The following is a 22368-nucleotide window of genomic DNA, read 5'->3' on the forward strand; positions in this document are numbered from 1 at the left end:
AAAAAATGGCCCGATAGAGGCAGGCTTCACCTAGGCACGACGGCTGGACTTATCCAGCACGGCGTGGTCCGGATCGGCCCATGAAAACGCGGATCTTCGACCTGACGAGGCGCGAGGTTTTGGCCGGATTTGGCGCCTCTGCGGCCGGGCTGACGGCGGGCGGCGCAGTCCCGGCCGTGACCGCCCAACTCGCGCTTCAGGCAAGGCCGGCAACGCTGGCTCTGAGGTCGGGGCAGCCGGCTATACCCATCTGGGAGCTGGCCGCCGTCAGCCATCTCGGGGATGTCCGCCTCAAACGTGGCGACCGCTGCGAGGTGGTCTTCCGCAACGACCTGCCTGTGCCGCTTGCACCAGTTTGGTACGGCCTCAATGGCCCGGCCGCGGCCGACCCGCTTCGGGGTCGCGCACCGACGGCCCCGGACGCGACGGAAACATCAATCATTTCAGTGCCAACCGCGGGAACCCTGTTGGCCGACTTCCGGCTGTTCGAGGACGGCCTGAAGCAGCCCGCGCGCCCGCTTCCGATCATCGCCACCGAGACCAACACGGTCGCCGCCGATCGCGACGTGGTCCTCTTGATCGAGGAGTGGCGGCTGCGGCCGGATGGGACCGCACTTGCCCCGGGCCGGGACCCGAAGGACACATCCCCGCTCTATACAATCAACGGAACGACTTCATTCGAACTCTCAGCTTCAGCAAATGAGCGGCTGCGGCTGCGCTTTATCAACGGCTCGCAACGTTCTGTTCTGGCGATCAAATTGGAAAGTCACGAGGTCCACGTGGTGGCCCTGGACGGACAGCCGGCTGAGCCGTTCCCGGCTCGCAACGGCGCGCTGGTGCTGGCTCCCGGCGCACGCGCCGACGCCTTCGTGGATGCGGCCACATCGGCCCCATTCCTGCTGCATGACGGCAAGGAGGCGCGCCAGGTCGGCCGCCTGACGGTCTCCGGCAAGCTTGACCGGCGCGCGCCGCCGTTGCCGCTCTTGCCACTCCCTCCGAATGACCTGCCCGACCGGCTCGATCTGAGGGGCGCCCTGCGATTCGGTGTCGCTCTCGGGGCAGCCGACGCCGGGTGGGTACCGGCCGCAAATTTCTCGACGTCCTCCGCCCCCGCCTTTCGCACCAAGGCCGGCCGCACCGTCGTGTTGGCCCTCAAGAACCCCGCCTCCGTCGCAACCGTCTTCCATCTCCACGGCCACCATTTCCGCCTGCTCGACAAGCTCGACGACGGCTGGAAGCCCTATTGGCTCGACACGCTCGCGATCGAACCCGGCCAGACCCAGCGCATCGCATTCGCTGCGGCCTCTCCCGGGCGGTGGCTGATCGAATCCGTCGTCACCGACTGGGCCGCGCCGCGGCTGGTGCGCTGGTACGGGGTGGAGTGAGCTATCGGCCACGCGTCCAAAGATAGCGAGCGTCCGGTTCTTTCTCCTCGTTTCGGGTCCCGTTGGTCTGCTCGATCAGCGTGAACCCGCGCGCTTCATAGAAGCGGCCCGCCAACGCGTTGCGCTGGAAGGTCCAGAGCTCCAGCTGTTCGCTGGCCCGCTTGGCGATATCGAGGAGTTCGGTGCCGACGCCGCGCCCTTGAACAGCAGGAAGCACGTAAAGCTGCTCGACCCAGCCGTCACGGACAGCGATGATTCCGCTCAGTACATCGGCATCGAAGCGTCCCCACACGCGGCACGTCGCCAAGACATGCTCGCGGTAGAACCAGCGGTCCTCATCCGGCGTATGCAGCCCAGCAAAGCCAGGGCAGCGCATGGTCGAATGCAGCCCGGTGAACCTGCGCCGCCGCGCCCATATCGGTGAGCGCGAGCGGCCTGAGCATTAGTACTCGATCCCCAGCGCATGATAGATCCGTCGGTGCACGGCGGGCAGCGTCTCGGTGAGATCCTCCGCGATCAGGCCCGGCCCCGCCTCGCTCGCCGCTTCGCCATGCATCCACACCGCGATGCTGGCGGCTTCGAACGCCGGGACGCCCTGCGCAAGGAGGCCTGCGATGATGCCGGCGAGGACGTCGCCGGCACCCGCGGTGGCGAGCCAGGGCGGAGCGTTGGCGGCGATAGTGGCGCGGCCGTCGGGCGCGGCAATCGTGGTGTCGGCGCCCTTCAGCAGCACGACCGCGCCGGAGCGCTCGGCGGCGGCGCGCACGCGCTCGATCTTCGAGCGCCCCGGATGTTTATTGCTGAGGTCGGAGAACAGCCGCGGGAACTCGCCCTCGTGCGGCGTCAGCACCACCGCCTTGTCCTGCGACGTCTTGATCGATTCGAACAGGCGCTCGGGATTGGCGGCAAAGCTCGTCAGCGCGTCCGCGTCGAGCACCAGGCGCCGCTGGGAGGTAAGCGCCGTGTGGACGAGATCGCAGGTGCGCTCGCCGACGCCCGCGCCAGGGCCGATGATGCAGGTGTTGTAGCGCTTGTCGCCGAGCAGCTCGCCGAACTCGATGGCGGTATCGACGGGGTGAACCATCACCGCGGTGAGCGCAGCCGCATTGATCGCCAGCGCATCACGCGGCGTGGCCAGAGTCACCAGGCCCGCGCCGGCGCGCAGCGCCCCGCGCGCGGCGAGCCGCGCCGCACCGGTCGCCGCCGCATCGCCCGAGACCGCCAGCACATGACCTCGCGCGTATTTATGGCCGTCGATGCGCGGCACCGGAAAGGCCGAGCCCCAGAAGTCCGGATCGTTCTCAAAAATCCGCGGCGCGATCTCGTCCAGCACCTGCGCCTCGATGCCGATGTCGGCGACGCGGACGTGACCGCAATGCATGCGCCCCGGCAGCAGCAGATGCGCCGGCTTCTTGCGGAAGAAGGTGACGGTCTCGGCGGCGTTCACGGCCACGCCCAGCACGGCCGCGCTGGTGCCGTTGATGCCGCTCGGCAGGTCGACCGCGAGCACCGGCGCACCATTGGCGTTGATCGCCTCGATCATCTCACGCGCCTCGCCCTCGACGGGACGGCTGAGGCCCGCGCCGAACAGCGCATCGATGATCAGCGCCGGTCGCCCGATCGCCTGCGGGTTGAACGGGAGCACCGGGTGTTTCCAACCCCGCGCCGCCGAGGCCGCGTCGCCCTGGAGCTGGTCCCGCTCGCACATCAGGATCACCGAGACCTCGCGGCCTTGCGCGGCGAGCTCGGCGGCTGCGACAAAACCGTCCCCGCCGTTGTTGCCCGGGCCGGCCACGATCAGGATCGGCCCCTGCTCCACCAGTGCGTTCGCGGCCTCGGCGACCGCCTGGCCGGCGCTGAGCATCAGCTTGAATCCGGGGGTGCCTGCTGCAATGCTGAGCTGGTCGGCGCGCTGCATTTCGGCGTTGGTCAGAACTTCCATGCCACTTCCCTGTCCAAAAGCCTTTTCAACAGGCACGTTCCGCACCGGGCTATCCGGCGGAACAACGATCTGCACAAGTATTGAACCGTTTGCCTATTTCGTAGTCTGCGGTATTTTGTGCGGGTCGGCGCCACCTATCAGAGCTGCACGTTAAAAGGCTGATAACGCTCCAATAATCAGGGCATTTGCAACTTGGCATAGACCCTGCTTTCGCGGAAGTCGCTTCGGTTCGTCGTGCTCACTGGCATTTATCAGGGTGTGGCCGGCCGTTGTTGCCGGACTGGTCAGGGATCCCGGCATAGCGAAGACAAGATCGTGCGTTAAGAAAGCGCATCCTGACGAAGACGTTGCTATTTGTTCGAAAGGCCGGGAGGCGCGCAGTGAAGAAAATCGAAGCCATCATCAAGCCATTCAAGCTCGACGAGGTGAAGGAAGCGCTTCAGGAAGTCGGCCTTCAGGGCATCACCGTCACCGAAGCCAAGGGCTTCGGCCGGCAGAAGGGTCACGCCGAGCTGTACCGCGGCGCAGAATACATCGTCGACTTCCTGCCCAAGGTGAAGATCGAGATCGTGATCGGCGACGATCTGGTCGAGCGCGCCATCGACGCAATCCGCCGCGCCGCGCAAACCGGGCGCATCGGCGACGGCAAGATTTTCGTCTCCAACATCGAAGAGGCGATCCGCATCCGAACCGGCGAATCCGGGCTGGACGCTATCTGAGCCGGGTGCTATCCCGCATTTTGCGACATTCTGACAAGAAATAGGCTGCTTCGGCGGCCTCGTTTTGTTTGTGCCTCGCGCGCCTCAAGAAGCGTGAACACGGTCGCTCGAAGTTTGGAAACCGACCCGCAGAGCCAAAAGGGGTATGCATGAAGACCGCCAAAGACGTCCTGAAATCGATCAAGGACAACGACGTCAAATACGTCGACCTGCGCTTCACCGATCCGCGCGGCAAGTGGCAGCACGTCACCTTCGACATCAGCATGATCGATGAGGACATTTTCGCCGAAGGCACGATGTTCGACGGCTCATCGATCGCCGGCTGGAAGGCGATCAACGAGTCCGACATGTGCCTGATGCCCGATCCGGTGACCGCGACGATCGATCCGTTCTTCGCCGAGACCACCATGGTCATCACCTGCGACGTGCTCGAGCCGACCACCGGCGAGCCCTACAACCGCGATCCCCGCGGCATCGCCAAGAAGGCCGAGGCGATGGTGAAGTCGATGGGCGTTGGCGACACCGTCTTCGTCGGCCCCGAAGCCGAATTCTTCGTGTTCGACGACGTGCGCTTCTCCGCCAATCCCTACAGCACCGGCTTCCGCCTCGACTCCTCGGAGCTGCCGACCAACTCCGACACCGAATATGAAGGCGGCAATCTCGGCCATCGTGTCCGCACCAAGGGCGGCTACTTCCCGGTGCCGCCGCAGGATTCCGTGCAGGACATGCGCTCGGAGATGCTCGGCGCCATGGCCAAGATGGGTGTGAAGGTCGAGAAGCACCATCACGAAGTCGCCTCCGCCCAGCACGAGCTCGGCATGAAGTTCGACACGCTGACGCTGATGGCCGACCACATGCAGATCTACAAATACTGCATCCACCAGGTCGCGCACATCTACGGCAAGACCGCCACCTTCATGCCGAAGCCGGTCTTCGGCGACAACGGCTCGGGCATGCACGTGCACCAGTCGATCTGGAAGGACGGCAAGCCGGTGTTCGCCGGCAACAAATACGCCGACCTGTCGGAGACCTGCCTCCACTACATCGGCGGCATCATCAAGCACGCCAAGGCGATCAACGCCTTCACCAATCCGTCGACCAACTCCTACAAGCGTCTGGTCCCGGGCTATGAGGCTCCCGTGCTGCTCGCCTATTCCGCGCGCAACCGCTCGGCCTCCTGCCGGATCCCCTACACTGCTTCGCCGAAGGCCAAGCGTGTCGAGGTGCGCTTCCCCGATCCGCTCGCCAATCCCTATCTCGGTTTCGCCGCGATGCTGATGGCTGGCCTCGACGGCATCAAGAACAAGATCGATCCGGGTCCGGCGATGGACAAGGACCTCTACGATCTGCCGAAGGAAGAGCTGAAGCAGATCCCGACGGTGTGCGGCAGCTTGCGCGAGGCGCTCGAAAACCTCGACAAGGACCGCGGCTTCCTGAAGAACGGCGGCGTGTTCGACGACGATTTCATCGACGCCTATATCGAGCTGAAGATGACCGAAGTCGCCCGCTTCGAAATGACCCCGCACCCGGTCGAGTTCGAGATGTACTATTCGGGCTAGGTGGCCCGAACGACCACGACGCACGAAAGGCGCCCCTCGGGGCGCCTTTTTTGTGGTCATCGAGTTTCGTTCTGCGTCTGACTCCATTTCGTTCTCAAAGAACGAATCGGAATCGAGAAAACTGGCGCGCATCAATTCTTGATATCTGGTTTATTGCGCCCGAGAGATCGCGAGCGCTGTTGGTAATTCGCAGGATGCATTCAGCGCCGCGAAATCCATCCTGGAGACTAGTTCTCGTGCCTGTTTGCGAAAATCGCCAATCCTCCGCCGCCGGTCGCAACGATCGATAGCCTTATAGGCCTCGGCGCAGCCCCGCAGCTACGCCGCCGCGCGCTGCTTCGCCACCATGGCCTGACCGAACGCCTCGAACAGTTTTCGGTTGATCGGATTGTGCTGCGGGTCGTATTCGGCGTGCCATTGCACGCCGAGCGCAAAGGTCTTGGCTTCCGCGATGCGGATCGCCTCGATGGTGCCGTCCTCGGCAATGCCCTCGATCAGCACGCGCTTGCCGGGATCGAGGATGCCCTGGCCGTGCAGCGAATTGACCCTGATCTTGTCACAGCCGAGCAATTCCGCGAACGCGCCGCCCGGTGTCAGATCGACGTCGTGACGATCGGCGAACACCACTGTCGGGTCGGGATGGATCTCACCGTTCTCAAGCCTTGGCATGCGATGGTTCATGCGGCCCGGGATTTCGCGGATCTCGGGATGCAGCGAGCCGCCGAAGGCGACGTTCATCTCCTGGAGGCCCCTGCAGATGCCGAACAGCGGGATACCGCGGGCAACGCAGGCGACCGAGAGCGCCAGCGCCACCTCGTCGCGGTGGATGTCGTAGGGCTCGTGCGCCTCACACGGATCGACGTTGAAACGGGTCGGATGGACGTTGGCGCGGGCGCCGGTGAGCACGATTCCGTCGACGGTATCGAGCAGCGCGCCGATATCGGTGATGTCGGGCGAGCCCGCGAACATCACCGGCAGACCGCCGGAAACCTCGGCCACGGCGCGCAGATTACGCTCGCCGACCATCTGGACCTGAAATCGATTCTCAACGCGATGGGCGTTCCCGATCACGCCGACGACCGGCTTTCTCATCTCCCGTTCAGACCTCTCGCCGAAGACGATTCTCCAAACATGCCCCTGGGGTGGAACAAATTCAACAGAAGGGTACGCGGGACGGCAATGCTATTTTCGCGCAAATGCCTCCCGGGCCACGATCGCGCCGCCAAGGGGCAGGCCGGCGATCTTCAGCGCGGTCGCCGCCGGGTCGCCCGGCGCAGCCAACCAGGGCAGTTTCGTCTCGATTCCGCGCGTCACGGGCTCCCCGAGCGCGCCACCGAAATCGATCGGCCAAAGCCCGTTGGGCACTGTTTCGGCGGTAAGGCCACGGAGTGCGTAACCGTCGCCCAGCACCGCCTCCACATGGTCGCCGGCGACAAGGCGCGCGGTCGTAGGGTCCAGGGGATCGCCAAAGCTCACCAGCACGGGCATTAGGTCGCCCTGCACCGCGACGACGCCGGTCTGCCGGTTGAGCTCGTTGAACGAGACGCGGTTGCCTCGCGCAGCGCCATAAGCGCGGAGCGCGACATCGTTGATGTCGTCGAGATCGAGCTTCGCGCCCTGCTGATGCGCGAGCAATGCCACCACATTCTTTCCCCGGCCGAGGTCGACGAACACGGCCTCGCCGCGCATCGTGGTGCGGCCGCCCCGGCTATAGCCGCGATCGGGCACGACGGACAGAATGCCCGACCCGGTCTTGATCCCGTCAGGCGTCGTCACCTCGACCGCGAGGCGATATTTGTGACCGGGCCGATTGATCCGGATCTGGTCGCCAATCACGAGCACGGCCAGAAGCCCGAGCAGACCCACCCATTTGCTGATGAAACTCAAGCGCGCCCCACCTGTTCTCTCCTCGTCGGTCTGCACCGTTCATACGGCAGCGTCAAACCAGCGCGTTGACGCGGTCTTGATCAAAAGCGTGTTTGTCGAAAGAGTGCCCCCCGGTCCACCTAAAGGACATTGCGTGATCACATTCCCGAATGAACGACCCCCGACCCGTTTTGATCTGGCTTGGGGCATTTCGGTCGGCGGCATCGGTGTGGTGCTGTTCGCCGTGCTGCTCGCGTTCTCCTGGTACTTCGCCACCACCCTGCTCCTGATCTTCGCCGGGGTGCTGCTGGGCCTTGGGCTCAACGCGCTGACCAACGCGCTTGGCCGGCACGCGCGTCTTCCGCATACGCTGCGGCTCGCGATCGTCTGCTTGGCCCTCGCGCTGATGCTCGCGGGCATCGCATATCTCGGCGGCGCCACCATCGCCGATCAGGCGGCGGGACTCAGCAAAACCATCAAATCCCAGATCGGCAACGTCAAATCATTCCTGGACAATCACGGCATCGACACCAGCTTCTTCGATTTCGGGAGCTCCGGACCCGGTTCGTCTCCCGACGCGCAACCGGAGCCGACGCCGTCGGCCGGCACGGCGTCGCGCGGGGCAATACCCGGCGCAGGCGCCCTTGCCTCCAGCGGCGGGGCGATCGTGAGCCAGACGTTCAAGCTGCTGCTTGGCACCATCCACGGCGTGGGAAACATCTTCATCGTGCTGTTTCTGGGAGTCGCCTTCGCCGCCCAACCCAGCGTCTATCGCGAGGGATTGCTGTTCATCGCGCCTGCAAAACATCGCGCGCGCACGGCCGTCATCATCGACCGCGTCAGCGAGACACTTGAACGATGGCTGATCGCACAGATGATCGTCATGCTCGCGGTCGGCGCGGTAACCTGGATCGGGCTTCTCATCATCGGCATCCCGGGCTCCTTCATTCTCGGGATTCAGGCGGGACTGCTCGGCTTCATTCCGACCGTCGGCGCCATCATAGCCGGCGTCGTGGTCGTGCTGGCGAGCCTCGCCTCAGGATGGATTCCGGCGCTGTCGGCGTTTCTCCTCTTCATGGGCGTCCACGCCATGGAGAGCTACGTGCTGACGCCCCTGCTGCAGCGGCAGGCACTGGACATTCCGCCGGCCACGCTGTTCGCGTTCCAGATCCTGCTCGGCGTCGTGTTCGGGATCTGGGGCCTGGCGCTGGCGCTGCCACTGGTCGCCATCGCCAAAGTCGTGATCGACCATTTCAAGACGTATGAAGCGCCGCCTCTGGCGGAGGCGGCCTGAGCCGCCTCAGGTGATGAGCACGGTTTCGGTGTGCTCCACCTCAGGCGGTGCCGCAAAATACTGGCCGACGAGGCCGCGCCATTCGGTGAAATTCTCGGAGCCGCGAAAATCGACGGTGTGGTTCTCGAGCGTCTCCCACTTCACCATCAGACGATAGCGCTGCGGCTTCTCGATCGACTTGTGCAGCTCGAAACCGTGAAAACCCTTGGAGCGGCCGAAAGCGGCCTTCGCCTTGGCAACGGCGGCCTCAAAATCCTTCTCGCTGCCCGGCTTGACGTCGATTTGCGCGATCTCGGTGATCATCTGTTTCCACCCATTTTGTTCGATGGGCGTGTCTACCGCAGCCCGCGACAAAGAAAAAGGCGCCGAAACGGCGCCCTGCCCGGTCCAAGAATGCAGATCACTCAGGCGAGCAGCAGAACGGTGCCCACCACCATCAGCGCACAACCGGCGAACAGCGCGAGCGGCCAGTAATTGCGGCCTTGCGTGTAGCGCCCCTGGGCGCGGCGCTCGGTGATCAGCGCGCTCTCGTATTCGTCCGCGGTCGAGAACAGGCACGCGAAGCCGCCGCGTGCCGAAGTCGCCGCGGCTTCGAGCGACATCAAGGCGGTCTGCGGGTTCTGTCGACGGATCGATTCCATGACCGCAATGGTAGGGATCGAATGGTAAACAGGGGATTACCGCGAGGCCTCCTTTGCCTAGGCGGTCGCCGGCTGCGCTTTGGACTGCGTGTTGGGCACGCCGATCCGCGCGGCGCTCTGGCGGCGCCAGTTCTCCAGCGACAGTGGCAGCTCCTCCGCCGACTCGACGCGGTTTCGGCCGCCGCGCTTGGCCTGGTAGAGCGCGGTGTCGGCCGAGGCCAGCAGCACTTCGAGCTCGGTGCCGGCCGGACCGCCGGCGACGCCGATGCTGACGGTGGTGTCGACCGGGCCCTCGTCGACGACGACGCCGGAGGTCTCGAAGGCCTCGCGCACGCGCTCAGCGACCAGCACGCCCTCCTCGAGCGAACACGGCAGGAGGGCGGCGAACTCCTCGCCGCCGATGCGACCCGACATGTCGCTGATGCGCAGATTGCTGACGACGACGGTCGAGAACAGTTTCAGCATCTCGTCGCCGGCGGGATGGCCGAATCGGTCGTTGATCGACTTAAAATGATCGATATCGAAGATCATCACGGTCACGGGACGTCCGGCCTTTGCCTCGCGCTCGATCACGCGCCCGCAGGCTTCCGAGAAGCCGCGGCGGTTGAGCATGCCGGTCAGCGGATCGGTGGAGGCGGCGGTCCGGTGCGCGGTGACGGTGCGCTCGGACACCAGCATGAAGATCACGAACACGGTGCCGACGGCATAAAGCACGAGCTCGACCGCGAACACGGTGACCCAGATGCTGCTGGCGAAACCCGCATCGTGCGGACGCAGGAAGCTGCCGAGCACGATCGGCAGCATCAAGACGCAGCCGTGCATCACCGGCACCACGAAGGCCGGCCAGCGCCGTTGCAGGCTCTTGCGTCGCTCGACCCAGAGCTCGCTGGCGGTCAACGCCGCATAGACCGACACGATGCCGGCGCCGACGATCATGCGCAGCATGGACGCGGCGGGATCGAGCAACGTGGCGGCAGCGACCCAGGCGAGCGCGCCGACCAGGAGACCCGGCCAATTCGGCTTGCGGCCGTGGAAGACGCGCGCCGCATTCCACACCATGCCGCACGCGACGAAGCCGACCGCGTTCAGCGCAAGGTAAAGATGCGGCCCCAATCTGTCGCCCGCCGCCGTCCAGAGCGCGACCGATGCGGCGCCGAGGAGATAGGCGGTGCCCCACCATTTCAGCGCAGCGCTATTCTCCTGCCTTCCGAAAAACACCATCATGGCGCCGAGCAGTGCGGCGACCATGGTGGCGACCAAATAGAGCGTGATGCTATCGAGCGACATCATGTCGGCCCCCTTCTAGACATAGCAGTTACGCGATCGGATCAACCGATTTGCGCGCCCTTCCAAAAGCGACGCTATGTCCCGCGGGTTCCATTCAGGTTTTCATGCGAGCCCAAGTTTTCAGGAAACACGTCATCAATTTGCATACAAACGAACAGCAAAAAGGGCGCTGAAATCAGCGCCCTTTTGCATTTCATTGAAGCCGCTTTCGCGACGAATGCGACCGATGCGATTAACGCTTCGAGAACTGGAAGGACCGGCGGGCCTTGGCCTTGCCGTACTTCTTGCGCTCGACCACGCGGGAGTCGCGGGTGAGGAAGCCGCCCTTTTTGAGCACGGTGCGCAGCTCCGGCTCGAAATAGGTCAGTGCCTTGGAGATGCCGTGACGGACGGCACCGGCCTGGCCGGACAGACCACCGCCGGCGACGGTGCAGATCACGTCATACTGGCCGGACCGCGCGGCCACGGAGAACGGCTGCTCGATCATCATGCGCAGCACGGGACGGGCGAAATAGACCTCGACCTCGCGCGCGTTGACCGTGACCTTGCCGGCGCCTGGCTTAATCCAGACGCGGGCGACCGCGTCCTTGCGCTTGCCGGTTGCATAGGCGCGGTTGAACTTGTCGACTTTCTTCTCGTGCTTGGGCGCGTCGGGCGCGGCCGCCGTCTTGAGCTGCGAGAGCTGGTCGAGCGACTGGATGGATTCGGCCATGTTATGCGGCCCTCGTGTTCTTGCGGTTCAACTTGGCGATGTCGATCTTCTCGGGCGTCTGGGCCTCGTGCGGATGATCGGCGCCGCCATAGACGCGGAGGTTGCCCATCTGGACGCGACCGAGCGGGCCACGCGGGATCATGCGCTCGACGGCCTTCTCGAGCACGCGCTCGGGATGCTTGCCCTCCAGGATCTGGCGCGCGGTGCGCTCCTTGACGTGGCCGACATAGCCGGTGTGCTTGTAATAGGTCTTCTGCTCGCGCTTGCGGCCGGTGAGAACCGCATGCTGCGCGTTGATGATGATGATGTTGTCGCCGCAATCAACGTGCGGGGTGTAGGTCGGGAGGTGCTTGCCGCGCAGGCGCATGGCGACGATGGTGGCGAGACGGCCGACGACCAGACCCTTGGCGTCGATCAGTACCCACTTCTTCGTCACCTCAGCCGGCTTTGCCGAAAAGGTTTTCATGTCAGAGTTTCCGTGAACGGGGAGCATCGGCGCGAACACCGCACCGGACTGGCGGTTTTCTAGAGAACAGAGGCGCCGCGGTCAATGCCCACAGGCGGAATTTACTTGTTCAATATCAACGACTTAGAAATATGGTATTAAGATACCCGTAAAAAGTTCAAACGTTTGGAATGGAATAGGTCGAGGTGACATGCGCAATCGGGTCGGGCGAGGTGCCGGACAATAGCTTCACCTCACCGACTGCGAGGCGCTTGCCGAGCTTGAGCAGCCGCGCCTCCGCCAGCACGTCCTGCCCGGGCTGGCCCTTGCGCAGGAAGTTAATGTTGAGATTGGTGGTCACCGCGAGCCCGATCGGCCCGATCGCGGACAACAGCACCACGTACATCGCGAAATCGGCGAGCGCCATCAGGGTCGGGCCGGACACGGTTCCACCCGGCCGCAGCATCTTTTCGCTATAGCGCTGACGCAAAAGGCAGGCCTGACCGTCCGCGCTCTCGATCGTGATGTCGTCGCCGCTGAAGGCCTGGGGAAACTCGTTGCGGAGGAACTGCTCGAGCTCCGCCACGCTCATTTTCGCTAACGCCATGCTGCCCCTCACCCTCGCTTCACGTCCCCTGTTACATTAAGTTATCTGCGTCATCCAATCGCAAAAATCCAACCGGAAACGCTTTGATGTCCGTCCAGGCCGCCCGCGCCCCCTCCCCGCAACTGCCGATCCTGCTGCGCGAGACCGTCGGCCCTATCGCGGTCCTGACCCTCAACCGCCCGACCGCCCGCAACAGCCTGTCGGCGGCGATGATCGCAAGCCTGCACGCCGAGCTCAACGAGATCCGCGACGACAAGACCGTCCGCGGCGTCGTGATCGCGGCCAACGGTCCCGCCTTCTCCGCCGGCCACGACATGAAGGAGCTGACCGCGCGTCGCGCCGATCCGGATCGGGGCCGTGCCTTCTTCGCCGAGATGATGACCGCCTGCAGCGCGATGATGCAGGCGATCGTGCACCTGCCCAAGCCCGTGGTCGCATCCGTCCAGGGCATCGCGACCGCGGCCGGCTGCCAACTCGTGGCAAGCTGCGATCTCGCGATCGCCTCGGAAGCAGCACACTTCGCCACTCCCGGCGTCGACATCGGCCTGTTCTGCTCGACGCCAATGGTGGCGCTGTCGCGCAATGTGCCGCGCAAGCAGGCGATGGAGATGTTGCTGACAGGCGAGCCGATCCCGGCCGCACGCGCCCGCGAGATCGGGCTCGTCAATCGTGTCGTCGCCGCCGGCAACGAGCGCCATGCCGCCATTGCGCTCGCCGAACAGGTCGCGCTGAAATCCGCCTATACCGTCAAGCTCGGCAAGGAGGCGTTCTACCGCCAGGCCGAGATGAACCTTGCAGATGCCTATCGCTATGCGGCAGAGGTGATGACCGAGAACATGATGGCGCGCGACGCCGAGGAAGGCATCGGCGCCTTCATCGAGAAGCGCACGCCGACATGGCGGGATGAGTAATTCGTCATTGCGAGCGAAGCGAAGCAATCCAGAATCCCTCCGCGGAGACAGACTGGATTGCTTCGTCGCTTCGCTCCTCGCAATGACGGCGTGAGCCCGAAAAGATGAGCCAATGAACCACGACGCCTATCCCGACAATTACATCCGGGGCATCCTCAACAACGTGAAATCGATCGCGATGGTCGGCGCCTCGCCGGCCAACGTGCGGCCGAGCTATTTCGCGTTCAAATATCTGGCCCAGCGTGGCTACGACATGATCCCAGTCAATCCCGGCCATGTCGGCAAGGAGCTGCTCGGAAAACCCTTCGTCGCCTCGCTGTCCGACATCGGCCGTACCATCGACATGATCGACATTTTCCGCAACTCCAGCCACATCATGCCCGTGGTCGAGGAAGCCCTCACGCTCGATCCGCTGCCGATGGTGATCTGGATGCAGTTGGGGGCGCGCGACGATGCGGCGGCGCTGAAGGCGGAATCGGTCGGTATCAAGGTGGTGATGAACCGCTGCCCCAAGATCGAATATGGCCGCCTGTCGTCGGAGATCTCGTGGATGGGCGTCAATTCACGCACGCTGAGCTCGAAACGCGCTCCGGTGCCGACGCAGGGCATGCGGCTATCCCTCAATCGGATGAGTGTCGGCGGCGGCGACACTGCGGCATCGGACCGCGCCGCCAAAAACAAGACCGAGCAAAGCTGACGCAATTGCGAAGGTTTCATTTCGCGAACGCGACAATGCGTAGCACGATCGTTTCGATGTGAAGCCGCGCCTTGACGGCAGCCGCGGCGCCAATCAGCATGCCGCGCGATTTCAGACCACGAGAACAGGACGCCCTCAATGAGCGATCGCCTTCCGGGATTTTCGACCCTCGCCGTGCATGCCGGTGCACAGCCCGATCCCACCACTGGTGCGCGCGCGACTCCGATCTATCAAACGACGTCGTTCGTCTTCAACGACGCCGACCACGCCGCCTCTCTGTTCGGCCTGCAGGCCTTCGGCAACATCTATACCCGCATCGGCAATCCCACCAACGCCGTGCTGGAAGAGCGCGTCGCGGCGCTCGAAGGCGGCACGGCCGCGCTGGCGGTGGCCTCGGGCCATGCCGCGCAGGTCGTGGTGTTGCAGCAATTGCTCCAGCCCGGCGACGAGTTCATCGCCGCGCGAAAGCTTTATGGCGGCTCGATCAACCAGTTCACCCACGCGTTCAAGAGCTTCGGCTGGAACGTGGTGTGGGCCGATCCCGACGACATCGCGAGCTTCGAACGCGCGGTCACGCCGCGCACGAAAGCGATCTTCATCGAGTCCATCGCCAATCCCGCCGGCAGCATCACCGACATCGAGGCGATCTCGACGGTGGGGCGCAAGGCGGGCGTACCGCTCATCGTCGACAATACGCTGGCCTCACCCTATCTGATCCGCCCGATCGACCACGGCGCCGACATCGTCGTGCACTCGCTGACGAAATTTCTCGGCGGCCACGGCAATTCGATCGGCGGCATCATCGTCGATGCCGGCACTTTCGACTGGTCGACCGGCGGCAAATATCCGATGTTATCGGAGCCGCGGCCCGAATATCACGGCATCCGGCTGCAGGAGACGTTTGGCAATTTCGCCTTCGCGATCGCCTGCCGCGTGCTCGGCCTGCGCGACCTCGGACCCGCGCTGTCGCCATTCAACGCCTTCATGATCCTCACCGGCATCGAGACATTGCCGCTGCGTATGCAGAAGCACTGCGACAACGCGAAAGCGGTCGCCGAATTCCTCGCCGGCCATCCGGCGGTGGCCGCAGTGAACTATGCGGGCCTTGCAAGCGACAAGTACAACCAGCTCGCGCGCAAATACGCGCCGAAGGGTGCCGGCGCCGTGTTCACCTTCAGCCTGAAGGGCGGCTACGATGCCGGCGTCAGCCTGGTGTCGAAGTTGCAGCTGTTCTCGCATCTGGCCAATGTCGGCGACACCCGCTCGCTGGTCATCCATCCGGCCTCGACCACGCACAGCCAGCTCGACGACGCCGCCAAGGTCAAGTCCGGCGCCGGCCCCGACGTGGTGCGGCTCTCGATCGGCATCGAGGACAAGGAAGATTTGATCGCCGATCTGGAACAGGCACTGGGCACGTAGCTGTCCTGGACATTCCGGGGCGCTTTGATGTGCCCCGGGAGTCCGGCTCCAGTTAACAGTCATTAACCATATCTGCCGCATACATCGTCACTGGATCGCCCCCTTTGATTCGGAGCCGACGATGCTGCGCTGGATGGTGCCTGCCCTTGCGGCGATGTTGACAGTCTCAGCTGCGTTCGCCGCCGATCTGCCGGCCACGCCGAGGCGGCGGGCCGCCGCTCCGCCGCAGGAACTGCCGCAGGTCTATGTCGAGACCGATCCGGATGCGCTGATCTCGCCGGCCTACGGCATCGGCAGCTACATCCGCAATTTACCGGGTACGCCACTGCTGCCGGGCTCGCACACGCTGCCGGGCTATTACGGCCGCCCCTGGGACTACGATTACCAGGGCGCGTATTACGGCGGGAAGCAGGTCGATTATTTCTGGCGCCTGCCCTACTCGTGCGGCATCTACGGCTATTGCTGAAGAGCAGATCCGATCAGCCGGCCTGACCGACGGGAACGGCGCGCGGCTGCGCTTCGGTTGCGCCACGCGTCGCGAGCCGCTCTGTCTGCATCACCGCAAGCGTCAGCACCACGATGGCGACTGCCTGATGCGCGAGCGCGAGATCGATCGGCACCTGGTTGAGCAGCGTGAGGATGCCGAGCAATGCTTGCAGGCTGACCGCGCCCAGCAGCAAAAGCGCGCCGCTTGCCGCCGAACCCGCGCGTGAACGCACGGCGTCGAACGCGTGCAACGCCGCCAGCGCGAACAGCGCATAGGCCGTCATCCGGTGCTCGAACTGCACCGTCAGCACATTGTCGAACATGTTGCGCCACCACGGCGTCTCGAACCACAGCCGCTCCCCTGAGGGAATGAACGCGCCGTCGATCTGCGGCCAGGTGTTGTAGGCGCGGCCGGCGCGCAGGCCCGCAACCAGAGCACCAAAATAGATCTGGATAAAGGTCACCGCGAGGAGCAAGGCGCTGGTAAAGCGCAGCCGCGACGATGCTGCGATCTGCGGACGCCCGGCGAGCCGCCGCACCGTCCAGACGATGCCGGCGAAGATCACGAGCGCGAGCATAAGATGTGTCGCCAGCCGATATTGCGACACCTCGACGCGTTCGGACAGCCCCGAGGCCACCATCCACCAGCCGACCGCGCCCTGGAGGCCGCCGAGCCCAAACAATAGCCACAGCCGCCGCTTCAACTCACCGGACAGGCCGCCGCGCCAGAGGAAGAACAGGAACGGCAACAGATAGGCGACGCCGATGAAACGGCCGAGCAGCCGATGGCTCCATTCCCACCAGAAGATCTCCTTGAACTCGGACAGGCTCATGCCGGCGTTGAGTTCGCGATATTGCGGGATCGTCTTGTAGGCCTCGAAGGCCGCCGTCCACTGCGCTTCCGAAAGTGGCGGCACGCTGCCCGTGACCGGCTTCCACTCGACGATCGAGAGCCCGGATTCCGTCAGCCGCGTTGCGCCTCCGACCAGCACCATCAGCGCGATCAGCGCAGCCACTGAGATCAGCCACCAGCGCACGGCGCGATACGGCTCGGACGGGGCGGAATTCGTCGTCATTCGAGGCAAAACCAGAGCTTGAACCGGACTGCGTGCCCCTTATAGTCCCCCGCTCCCGCAGCGCAAGTTACGCGAAAGCCGCGATATTCCGTCATGACGATCCGCACTCGCAAGTTCCTCGGCACCATCCTGCTCCTGGTGCTCGCCACCGTCTGGGCACTGCTCGGCATGGCGCTGGCGCAGATGCCGTGGATCGCCGAATCCGGCTGGCGGCAGGCGATCTACTACGTGGTGGTCGGCATGGGCTGGGTGCTGCCGGCGATGCCGATCGTGAGCTGGATGCAGCGGCCGGACCGGGCCAAGTCGAGTTCGTAGCGCTTCCAGTTCGTAGCGCTTCTAGGTCCCAGCAGTGCCAGTCGGCTTCACCGGCGCAAAAGCGACCCCCGACACCAGCACCCGCATCATGCGCAGCGAGCGCACCCGGCCGTCCCAGGAAATGCGCGGCAGCGCGCGCAGATTGGTGCGTCCCTCCGCGTCCACCACGCCCGGGATCGTCGTCACCGCGCTGGCAAAGCCCGCCTCCTCCGCCATGATGACATGGCTGCGCCGGAACGAGGCGCGATCACCGAACGGAAAGGCGAGATGCCGGATGTCGCGATCGAAGGCCGCCTCCGCCACCGCCTTGCCCATCGTCATCTCGCGCAGTGCGGCCGCATCCTTCATGTTGGCGAGAACGGGATAGTTCACGGTCGCACTGCCGATTGTCACCAGCGGATCGGCCGAAAGCCTTGCCAGATCCTCCCAATTCATCGATGCCTCGCGTGAGAGCGCGGCAAGGTCGACCCGGTAGCGCGTGCAGAGGTCTGCGATCGCAGCCGACACATCCGCCGGCGGCAGCGAGCGCAGCCAGGCCTCGAGGAACGAAAACAGCGCCTGCTTCTCCGCGTTGCCAGTCACAGTGAAGCGCTGCTCCTTCTCGCCCATCAAGAGACTGACACGGCTCTCGCGCGCGATCACCTGTTCGAGTCCGAGCCACCAGGCCTCACCGACGCCGTCGGGAAACGCCGTGGGCACATAGATCGTGAAGGGCACGGCGTGGCGCGCCAGCACCGGACAGGCAAAGTCGATCAGATCCTTGCCGGCGCCGTCGAAGGTGAGTGCCACGAAGCGCCGCTGTTCCGACAGCGTCACCGCGCGCCGGCAGACCTCGTCCATGCCGACGAAATCATAGTTCCACCGCTTCAGCGCGCGAATGGCGCGATCGAGGAAATGCGGCGTGATCTCGTTCTCGCGCAGCGGCTGAAACCCGCCGCGCCGGCGCGACCGCACATGCGCAAAGCGCAGGATGGCGCCGGCTCCACGACTGCGCAGCGCAGCCTGGCCCGTGAACCAGGTCAGCTCAAGTCGCAGCCGTTCCAGCCATCTGTCGTCGGATGCCAATGTCCCACCTCGCGCCCGTCGGCGGCCGGTCCCCTCTTGTAGTCATTACCCTTTGTTGACATTTCTTTGCAAAGGTCGGCCACAGGCCGAATTACGCATATTTTTGATTTCTCGACAGGTTCGCGAATGACCATGGCTGCGGCGATGCAAAGCCGGACGGCAGAATTGCCAGCGCAGTCGAAAGCGGGCCGCATCGCGCATGTCGATATCGTGACCGATCTCGGCGCGGCCGAGGCCGTCTGGCGCGCCTTCGAGCAGCCCGGTCATCTCTTCACGCCCTATCAGCGATTTGATCTGCTCAGTCCCTGGCAGCGTCTGGTCGGCGAGCAGGAACGCGCCCGCCCCTTTATCGTCATTGCCCGCGACTCCGAGCATCGGCCGCTGCTGCTGCTGCCGCTCTCGCTGCGCCAAAGCCACGGCGTGCGCACCGCCTGCTTCATGGGCGGCAAGCATACGACCTTCAACATGGGCTTGTGGAACGCCGAATTTGCAGCGCAGGTCGCCAGCGGTGATCTCGACGCGCTGCTTGCGCCGCTCAACGAACATGCCGACGTGCTCGCACTGACGCAGCAGCCGCTGCACTGGAACGACCAGCAGAACCCGTTCGCGCATTTGCCACGCCAAAGCGCGATCAACGGCTGCCCGCTGCTCACGATGGAACCGGGCGGTCCGCCGGCATCGCGGATCAGCAACTCCTTCCGCCGCCGCCTCAAGAGCAAGGAGAAGAAGCTCCAGGCGCTCGCCGGCCATCGCTATCATTTGGCGACCACCGATGCGGACATCACCCGCCTGCTCGACTGGTTCTTCCGTATCAAGCCGGCTCGGATGGCCGAACAGAAGCTGCCCAACGTCTTCGCAGAGCCCGGCGTCGAGCAATTCGTCCGCAGCGCCTGCCTTGCACCACGCGGCGACGGCCGCGTCATCGACATCCACGCGCTCGAATGCGACGACGAGGTGATCGCAATCTTCGCTGGCGTCGCCGACGGCCAGCGCTTCTCGATGATGTTCAACACCTACACGATGTCCGAGCACGCCCGCTACAGCCCCGGGCTGATCCTGATGCGCTACATCATCGACCGCTGCGCCGAGCGCGGCTACCGCTCGCTCGACCTCGGCATCGGCTCGGACGAGTACAAGCGGATGTTCTGCAAGGACGACCAGGACATCTTCGACAGTTTCGTTCCGCTGACGTCACGCGGAAAGCTCGCGGCCATGGCGATGTCCTCGCTGAGCCACGGCAAGCGGCTGGTGAAACAGAACCAGATGTTGTTCGACCTGGCGCAGCGGCTGCGGCGAGCGTTCGGGTAGCTCTCGCCATTGCACGACTGCCCACCTTCTCCCCTTGTGGGAGAAGGTGGCGCGAAGCGCCGGATGAGGGGTTGTATCAGCAAGTCAAAATGCGAGAGGCACGCGCGGAGAGAGACCCCTCACCCGTCTCGCCGCTATCGCGGCGAGCCACCCTCTCCCACAGGGGGAGAGGGTAAGAAACGCCTACGCCGCCACGACGCGCGGCGCGTCCCTCGCATCCGACGGCTGCACGGACCTGCTCAGCATCGTCACTTCATTGAATCCGACGGCGCTGAGCTGCTCGCACATCAGTGCGCGCGCATCCGGCGCCATCGACGCGTCGGGCACGACGACGGCGCGGGCATTCGCCGTCAGGAGCTCCGCAGGAAGGTCGGAGGCACTGCCGGCATCGAGCAGCACGTGGTCGTAGGCGCGCAGCAGCGCGTCGATCGCGAGCGTCACGCGGGGCGACTGCAACAGGCTGCGATCGAAGCCGGGGCGGCCTGCCATGACCAGATGCAGCCGCGAGAGCTTGTCCCGGGTGATGATCTGCGCGAACGACGCCTCGCCCTGCATCAGTTCGGCGAGGCCGCGTGCCGAGGCATCGACGGACACGGCGGCCATGGTCGGCGAGGACGCGGCGAGATCGACCACGACGACCCGCGCATCGCGCGCCAGGTGCCGGGCCAATGTCAGGGTCGACAGCGTGATGGCTTCGCCGCTCGCAGTGCCGAGCACCGTGACCTTCTTCGCCATGGCTCCGGCGGCGCGCAGGCTGTCGGCCAGATGCTCGATCTCCGCGAATTCGGCGACATCGGCATCGGCCGTCATCTCCGGCTGCAGCGGCGCGGGTTCTGCCATGACGGGATCGACGACCGGATCGGCGAAGGGCTCGACGACCTCCGGTTGGACGATTTGTTCCTGGCGAGCCGACGCCCGCGTCAGGGCTGGCGTGAACACCGCCACCGCACGGGGCGCGGTCTGGCGCAACAACTCTCCGGTGACGACGACGCCGGACGAGAGCAGCAGTGTCGCGATCGTCGCGATCAGCACGATCGGCAGCTTCTTCGGATAGGCCGGCGTGTTCGAGACGACGGCGCGCGAGATGATGCGGCCATCCGTCGGCGCGGTGTCGATGGTCTCGCGGGTGTTGGCCTCACGGTACTTCGCGAGATAGGTTTCGAGCAGGTCGCGCTGCGCCTTGGCCTCACGCTCGAGGGCGCGGAGCTGCACGTCCTGGCCGTTGGTGGCCGTCGCCTGCTTCTTGAGCTGCTCGAGGCTCGCCGACAATTCCTGAACGCGCCCGCTGGCGGCGCGCGCATCGTTTTCGAGCGTGCGGGCGAGCTTGGCGGCCTCGTCGCGGATCTGGGTGTCGAGGTCGGCGAGCTGCGCCTTCAACTCCTTGATGCGCGGATGGTTGCCGAGCAACGTCGACGATTGCTCGGCCAGCTGGGCCCGCAACGCCACGCGCTGCTGCGAAGGCGTGCGCATCGATTCCGAGTTCAAGATTTCCGACGATTCGATCGGTTTGCCGCTCTGGATCATCTCGCGGATCAGGCGCGCCTTGGACTCGGCATCGGCCTTGAGCGCGCGCGCATTGTTGAGCTGGGTGTTGACCTCGCCCATCTGCTGGTTCGATAGCGTCGTGTTGTTGGTGCCGACGAACAGGCTCGACTTGGAGCGGAAGTCCTCGGCCTTCGCTTCGGCCTCGGAGACATTCCGTCGCAGCTCGTCGATCCTGCCGGCATACCACTGGCTGGCGTTTCGGGCCTGGTCCTGGCGCGCATCCTGCTGGAGCACGAGATAGCCGTCGGCGATCGAATTGGCGACGCGCACGGCGAGATCGGGATCGGCAGACTGGAATTCGATCACGATGACGCGTGACTTGTCGACAGCGTAGGCCTGGAGGCGCTCGTAATAGGCGTCCAGCACCCGCTCTTCCGGCGTCATCGAGAACGGATCGCGGCCGATGCCGACCAGCGCCGCAAGAGACTTCAGCGGCGAAACGCCTTGCAGCACCGGATCGAACTCGGGCCGCTCCGCAAGCTTGTTCTTCTTGATGATCTCGCGCGCGAGATCGCGCGACAGCACGAGCTGCACCTGGCTGGTGACGGCTTCGGCGTCGAGCGCCTGCCGTTCCTCGGCGCGATCGCTATTGGGCCGCAGAAACACGTTCTCACGGCCGTCGATCAGGATACGGGATTCAGACTTGTAGCGCGGCGTGATGAGATTGACGATTGCGATGGATGCGACGAGCGCCAGCACCGTCGGAACGATGATCCAGCCGCGCTTGCGCGCCAATGCCGCGCCGAGCGCGTGCAGGTCGATGTCGCCGGATTCGACTGGCGCCGGCCGCGGAGCAACGGGCGCAGGCTTTGCTTCAAAGCTGGACTCGAGTTCAGCCCGCTTGGCTGCTGCCTTCGAGACAGCCCGCTTGACCACCGCCTTGTCCTTGCCGGCACGCCAGAACGCTAAACGCATCGAACACTCCCGCAGGCGCAACGCCACGAACCTACCTCAACCAGGGCGATTACACTCCATTAAGGTTGCCGCTGGGTTAATCGCAGCGTCGGGCGGCTCGCGCAGGTGCGTCCGTCACCGTTTGTTAACCACGAGGCCTCTTAATCCGTCTCGATATTTCGTCAGATTGTTCGA

At 64.6% G+C, this 22368-nt stretch carries 22 protein-coding genes and 1 pseudogene; 10 read left to right on the forward strand and 13 right to left on the reverse strand.

Going from position 1 to position 22368, the window contains the following annotated elements:
- The first annotated feature begins 80 nt into the window (after window positions 1–80).
- On the forward strand, window positions 81–1385 hold the full coding sequence (locus tag IVB36_RS39065; RefSeq protein ID WP_247395018.1) for a multicopper oxidase domain-containing protein: 1305 nt from the start codon (window positions 81–83) through the stop codon (window positions 1383–1385).
- A gap of 1 nt (window position 1386) precedes the next feature.
- On the opposite strand, the pseudogene IVB36_RS39070 reads toward IVB36_RS39065, so the two are convergent.
- Both IVB36_RS39070 and IVB36_RS39075 read right to left on the reverse strand, forming a co-directional pair.
- Window positions 1387–1828 (reverse strand): annotated as a pseudogene (locus tag IVB36_RS39070) (GNAT family N-acetyltransferase).
- Window positions 1828–3327, reverse strand: coding sequence for a bifunctional ADP-dependent NAD(P)H-hydrate dehydratase/NAD(P)H-hydrate epimerase (locus IVB36_RS39075; protein ID WP_018455113.1), 1500 nt, complete (start codon window positions 3325–3327; stop codon window positions 1828–1830). The pseudogene IVB36_RS39070 and the gene IVB36_RS39075 overlap by 1 nt, the downstream one beginning before the upstream one ends.
- Before the next feature lie 380 nt (window positions 3328–3707).
- Between IVB36_RS39075 and IVB36_RS39080 the strand changes: the two genes are divergently transcribed.
- Window positions 3708–4046: a P-II family nitrogen regulator gene (locus tag IVB36_RS39080; RefSeq protein WP_007603495.1), complete on the forward strand. Its 339-nt coding sequence runs from the start codon at window positions 3708–3710 to the stop codon at window positions 4044–4046.
- A gap of 149 nt (window positions 4047–4195) precedes the next feature.
- Complete coding sequence (gene glnA / locus IVB36_RS39085) at window positions 4196–5605, forward strand: type I glutamate--ammonia ligase (protein WP_007603494.1); 1410 nt, start codon at window positions 4196–4198, stop codon at window positions 5603–5605.
- Window positions 5606–5923: 318 nt separating this feature from the next.
- Here glnA and IVB36_RS39090 read toward each other — a convergent pair whose 3' ends face one another.
- Complete coding sequence (locus tag IVB36_RS39090; protein ID WP_018455114.1) at window positions 5924–6697, reverse strand: gamma-glutamyl-gamma-aminobutyrate hydrolase family protein; 774 nt, start codon at window positions 6695–6697, stop codon at window positions 5924–5926.
- 90 nt (window positions 6698–6787) lie between these two features.
- Window positions 6788–7492 carry a hypothetical protein gene (locus tag IVB36_RS39095; RefSeq protein WP_247395021.1) on the reverse strand — a complete coding sequence of 235 codons (705 nt, stop codon included), beginning with the start codon at window positions 7490–7492 and terminating at the stop codon, window positions 6788–6790.
- A gap of 136 nt (window positions 7493–7628) precedes the next feature.
- Between IVB36_RS39095 and IVB36_RS39100 the strand changes: the two genes are divergently transcribed.
- A complete protein-coding gene (locus tag IVB36_RS39100) occupies window positions 7629–8765 on the forward strand; it encodes an AI-2E family transporter (protein ID WP_039799329.1) in 1137 nt (378 codons plus the stop codon).
- 6 nt (window positions 8766–8771) lie between these two features.
- Here IVB36_RS39100 and IVB36_RS39105 read toward each other — a convergent pair whose 3' ends face one another.
- The 6 genes from IVB36_RS39105 to IVB36_RS39130 all read right to left on the reverse strand — a co-directional run bounded on the left by IVB36_RS39105 (window position 8772) and on the right by IVB36_RS39130 (window position 12457).
- Window positions 8772–9068 (reverse strand): antibiotic biosynthesis monooxygenase family protein, encoded by a 297-nt coding sequence (locus IVB36_RS39105; protein ID WP_018455117.1) that lies wholly within the window; start codon window positions 9066–9068, stop codon window positions 8772–8774.
- Between the two features lie 101 nt (window positions 9069–9169).
- Window positions 9170–9406: a hypothetical protein gene (locus tag IVB36_RS39110; protein ID WP_018455118.1), complete on the reverse strand. Its 237-nt coding sequence runs from the start codon at window positions 9404–9406 to the stop codon at window positions 9170–9172.
- A gap of 57 nt (window positions 9407–9463) precedes the next feature.
- On the reverse strand, window positions 9464–10696 hold the full coding sequence (locus IVB36_RS39115) for a GGDEF domain-containing protein (RefSeq protein WP_018455119.1): 1233 nt from the start codon (window positions 10694–10696) through the stop codon (window positions 9464–9466).
- A 229-nt stretch (window positions 10697–10925) separates the two neighbouring features.
- Window positions 10926–11405 (reverse strand): 30S ribosomal protein S9, encoded by a 480-nt coding sequence (rpsI, locus tag IVB36_RS39120; RefSeq protein WP_007603485.1) that lies wholly within the window; start codon window positions 11403–11405, stop codon window positions 10926–10928.
- A gap of 1 nt (window position 11406) precedes the next feature.
- A complete protein-coding gene (gene rplM / locus IVB36_RS39125) occupies window positions 11407–11871 on the reverse strand; it encodes a 50S ribosomal protein L13 (RefSeq protein ID WP_018455120.1) in 465 nt (154 codons plus the stop codon).
- 157 nt (window positions 11872–12028) lie between these two features.
- Window positions 12029–12457, reverse strand: a complete 429-nt coding sequence (locus tag IVB36_RS39130) for a PaaI family thioesterase (RefSeq protein ID WP_007603483.1) — start codon at window positions 12455–12457, stop codon at window positions 12029–12031.
- Window positions 12458–12543: 86 nt separating this feature from the next.
- On the opposite strand from IVB36_RS39130, the gene IVB36_RS39135 reads away from it, so the two are divergent.
- From IVB36_RS39135 to IVB36_RS39150, 4 genes are all read left to right on the forward strand, one after another.
- Window positions 12544–13368 (forward strand): enoyl-CoA hydratase, encoded by an 825-nt coding sequence (locus IVB36_RS39135; protein ID WP_018455122.1) that lies wholly within the window; start codon window positions 12544–12546, stop codon window positions 13366–13368.
- A 112-nt stretch (window positions 13369–13480) separates the two neighbouring features.
- On the forward strand, window positions 13481–14065 hold the full coding sequence (locus tag IVB36_RS39140; protein WP_247395024.1) for a CoA-binding protein: 585 nt from the start codon (window positions 13481–13483) through the stop codon (window positions 14063–14065).
- 138 nt (window positions 14066–14203) lie between these two features.
- Window positions 14204–15484, forward strand: coding sequence for an O-acetylhomoserine aminocarboxypropyltransferase (locus tag IVB36_RS39145; RefSeq protein WP_018455124.1), 1281 nt, complete (start codon window positions 14204–14206; stop codon window positions 15482–15484).
- 121 nt (window positions 15485–15605) lie between these two features.
- Window positions 15606–15950: a hypothetical protein gene (locus tag IVB36_RS39150; protein ID WP_018455125.1), complete on the forward strand. Its 345-nt coding sequence runs from the start codon at window positions 15606–15608 to the stop codon at window positions 15948–15950.
- 13 nt (window positions 15951–15963) lie between these two features.
- Here the strand turns inward: IVB36_RS39150 and IVB36_RS39155 are convergent, their stop codons facing one another.
- Window positions 15964–17046, reverse strand: coding sequence for a COX15/CtaA family protein (locus tag IVB36_RS39155; RefSeq protein WP_018455126.1), 1083 nt, complete (start codon window positions 17044–17046; stop codon window positions 15964–15966).
- A gap of 93 nt (window positions 17047–17139) precedes the next feature.
- Here IVB36_RS39155 and IVB36_RS39160 point away from each other — a divergent pair, with 93 nt between their 5' ends.
- Window positions 17140–17361, forward strand: coding sequence for a DUF2842 domain-containing protein (locus tag IVB36_RS39160; RefSeq protein ID WP_007603477.1), 222 nt, complete (start codon window positions 17140–17142; stop codon window positions 17359–17361).
- 21 nt (window positions 17362–17382) lie between these two features.
- Here IVB36_RS39160 and IVB36_RS39165 read toward each other — a convergent pair whose 3' ends face one another.
- Complete coding sequence (locus tag IVB36_RS39165; RefSeq protein ID WP_247395027.1) at window positions 17383–18426, reverse strand: polysaccharide deacetylase family protein; 1044 nt, start codon at window positions 18424–18426, stop codon at window positions 17383–17385.
- A gap of 126 nt (window positions 18427–18552) precedes the next feature.
- Between IVB36_RS39165 and IVB36_RS39170 the strand changes: the two genes are divergently transcribed.
- The gene (locus IVB36_RS39170; protein WP_018455128.1) at window positions 18553–19734 is read left to right on the forward strand and encodes a GNAT family N-acetyltransferase; all 1182 of its coding nucleotides are present in this window, start codon (window positions 18553–18555) and stop codon (window positions 19732–19734) included.
- A 183-nt stretch (window positions 19735–19917) separates the two neighbouring features.
- On the opposite strand, the gene IVB36_RS39175 is transcribed toward IVB36_RS39170, so the two are convergent.
- A complete protein-coding gene (locus IVB36_RS39175) occupies window positions 19918–22194 on the reverse strand; it encodes an exopolysaccharide transport family protein (RefSeq protein ID WP_018455129.1) in 2277 nt (758 codons plus the stop codon).
- Window positions 22195–22368 lie beyond the last annotated feature (174 nt).

The organism is Bradyrhizobium sp. 35 (assembly GCF_023073215.1).
Lineage (GTDB): Bacteria > Pseudomonadota > Alphaproteobacteria > Rhizobiales > Xanthobacteraceae > Bradyrhizobium > Bradyrhizobium canariense_D.